This is a genomic window from Caballeronia sp. M23-90, assembly GCF_053574605.1.
The window spans coordinates 1-2,762 of record NZ_JBSIPA010000645.1; the positions used below are offsets into that span (position 1 = coordinate 1).

Here is a 2,762-nt window from a genome sequence, read left to right on the forward strand (position 1 = left end):
CCGCGCTTGGCGCATTCTACCGGCGCCTTGCCGGCCGAATTGGTAACGCCAAGGCCGTGACTGCGACGGCGCGCAAGATCGCTGTTCTGTTTTATAACGCGATGCGCTATGGCATGGACTACCGCGATCCGGGTGCGGATCATTACGAACAGCAGTACAGGGACCGTGTCATCAAACAGCTTCATCGCCGCGCGGCGCAATTTGGATATTCACTGCAGCCTCAGGACTCGCCAGCGTGAAGGTGAGTTTCTTAGGAAAGCGGCAGCGTATTTTGCGCGGGAGTCGCTGCCAAATACGCGGTCATGAATACGATGCGACTCGATTATCCAATTGCTGTCCTGTGCCGTGCCTTTAAGGTTTCGCGCAGCGGCTTCTATGCCTGGTCAAAAGGTAAGCTGTCTCCACGTGCGCAGGTTGATGAACGCCTGAAAGTCGCCATCAAGGCCGTGCACAAGCAGAGCCGCGAGACCTATGGCACGCGACGCGTGCAGCCTGAGCTTCAGGCACAAGGCTTTATAGCCGGGCGCGACCGCATCGCTCGCCTGCGCCGAGAGCTGAATCTGCGCTGTAAGCAGAAGCGCAAATTCAAAGCCACGACGAATTCGAATCACAACTTGCCTGTCGCCGACAATCTGCTGAACCAGACGTTCGCGCCAACGCGGCCAAACGAAGCCTGGGTGACGGACATCACCTATTGTGCCACCGACGAGGGATGGCTCTACGTCGCCGGCATTAAGGACGTCTTCACCTGTGAGTTGGTTGGATACGCGATGGGTGAGCGCATGACACAAGGACTCACGGCGCAAGCCCTGTGGCGTGCTGTGCGCAACAAACGCCCCGAGAAAGGCTTGATTCATCATTCGGACCGTGGAAGTCAATACTGTGCTCATGACTATCGGAAGCTGGTTGAACAATTCGGCATGCAGGCCTCAATGTCGCGTAAGGGGAATTGCTTTGACAACGCCCCGATGGAAAGCTTCTGGGGCAGTCTAAAAAACGAACTGATACATCATCATCGCTACGCCACGCGTGCCGATGCGAAGGCGGCAATTCAGGAGTACATCGAAAGCTTTTATAACCGCCAACGGCGCCACTCGCGCCTAGGTTATGTTCCGCCCGCGTTGTTTGCTGAAGCGTTCAGCAAACAACAACAGGCGGCTTAAGAAAAGAGTGTCCGCTGTTGACAGTACACCTCACCGTTCCACTGCGCCCGCCATATTGCACCTCGAACGGCGTCGTTTTCACGGCTTGATTGACGGTAAGGTTTCCGAAAAAACTCTGTGCTTATGTGTAAGTGGCAATCGCTTACCCTTAATCACAATATTCCAATAAAAAAAGGGAAGGAACGTTTGTTTGGGCCACCAATAAATCCGCCGTGGAGAACGGGGATTGGTCGGAAAACTCGGCGTCACGACTCCGTCGTAGCAAAATTCGGCGAGCATCACCCTTCGGGACCGTAGTCAGCGGGCAGGATGCGTAGCCGTCTTAGACCATGGTCTCGCCATGGCCGTTAAGCACTGCCATCAGATTCTTGGTCACTACGGGCATTTGGTTTTGGCTGCCGCAGCCGTCTTACTATTTGGCGTCGACGTGCAGTCGCCAATCCCGAAAATGTTGGGGAACTTGGTGTGACGAAGCGTGGCTTTGTCGACGTCTACCCAACCTGCTGAATCGGCGAGCGCGCTTTCGCGGATGAATCGTGGCGCGCTTTGTGGCGGCACAACGTGCAACATGTCGAACTTCGTCGCTTGAATCGACTTGGTCCCATTGGTCACCACTTCGAAGTAAGCGGTCTTGGCAGGTCCGTCAACTCTTACCAATTTCTGGCCAAACAGGGCTTGGCTTGATAGTCCCGCATAACGCTCTCCAGCGCCTCGCATAGAAAGGGACACCGAACATCGACGGCCCCGGTGTCATGAAGCGGATGTCTGCTGCAATCCGGTTCTTGCGGAAATGGTCAGCCGCCAGTTAAAGGATCCTTTGCGGAGTACCGGCGCATTTGATCGGCATGGGGGGCTGGGTGAAGAGCGCCGTTCCACCTTTGAACTGTCGCACACACTGCCACGTGTAGGGAGCAAGATCAAATCGTTAGTTGCTTGTGACACCGTTTTTACCAAGTGCGCCGGATAAACCGTCGATGCCATCCCAGTCGAGCTGGATGCCATCGGCGACACAAAAATTTGTAGCCGATTTTGGTTCCTCCTTCAAGCACCACCGCGTTTTGCCCCGGTTCGAATGCGATCGCTCGCCCCGGTATGAACGTAATTCCCGCCGGCATGCAGTCGCATTGGACGTCGAGTCTTCGCAATGTCGAGCTGCCCCCGCCAACAAGCGTCCACGCCGGTTGGTAGTGATGAAACTCCGACGGGTCGATCACGGCGATCTCGAGGCCGTGGCTCATCCGTTAGGCGTGCGGCAACACTCAGTCCTCCCGCTCCGCCTCCTACAATCACGACGCTAAATGACGTGCGAACGTCTGTAACCGTACCTTATCCGTACCCACGACCCTTGCCTCCGTTGACTTTCTCCTAGTTCGATACTATATTCTAAAAAGATATAAACTTATACACAAAAGTAATATAGAGGATTTTCAGAAGTTATAAAGGCGTTGTCAGGTTGCGTGACTCGTCGGATAGGCATTGTCAAGTTACCGACAGTGAGATGACACGACGGCAGGTGTGACGACTATCAGAAAGCGGCCGACGGATTTTCGGTGAGTTCGGCGAATTCTCGCCATGCAACGAACCGGGCGGCGAGTTGTT

Annotated in this window: 1 pseudogene; it reads left to right on the forward strand. The window is 55.0% G+C overall.

What is annotated here, in order from left to right:
• Positions 1 to 114: 114 nt before the first annotated feature.
• Positions 115 to 1,163 (forward strand): annotated as a pseudogene (locus ACRXB1_RS34050) (IS3 family transposase); the annotation flags it as partial.
• Between the last annotated feature and the right edge of the window lie 1,599 nt (positions 1,164 to 2,762).